Origin of the sequence: Candidatus Nitrosotalea sp. FS, assembly GCF_011319475.1 — an archaeon.
In the GTDB taxonomy this organism is placed as follows: domain Archaea; phylum Thermoproteota; class Nitrososphaeria; order Nitrososphaerales; family Nitrosopumilaceae; genus Nitrosotalea.
In genome coordinates this window covers 2,265-2,495 of sequence record NZ_RCMC01000078.1, presented here as the reverse complement: position 1 = coordinate 2,495, position 231 = coordinate 2,265, and the positions used below count along the sequence as shown (strand labels likewise).

General features: G+C 39.8%; 1 protein-coding gene. It reads right to left on the bottom strand.

All coding sequences use genetic code 11. The features are described from left to right. Window positions 1-231 (bottom strand): SDR family oxidoreductase (locus tag DYY66_RS03170; protein WP_166286153.1); only part of this gene is annotated, 231 nt, incomplete at both ends.

Sequence of the window (231 nt, the reverse complement as noted above, 5' to 3'; positions counted from 1 at the left end):
TTCCAATGATTTGTCAGTGATTGTATTTGTAAGCTCGGTATCTACAATTCCAGGCTCTATTGTTGTGATTCGAATGTTATTTCTAACGGACAATTCTTGTCGGAGTCCCTCGCTAAAAGCCCATACTGCAAATTTAGTTGCACAATAAACACTGCCTGCTGGAAATACTACTCGTCCTGCAATTGATGAGATGTTAACAATATGACCAGATTTTTGAGCCAGCATGTGAGG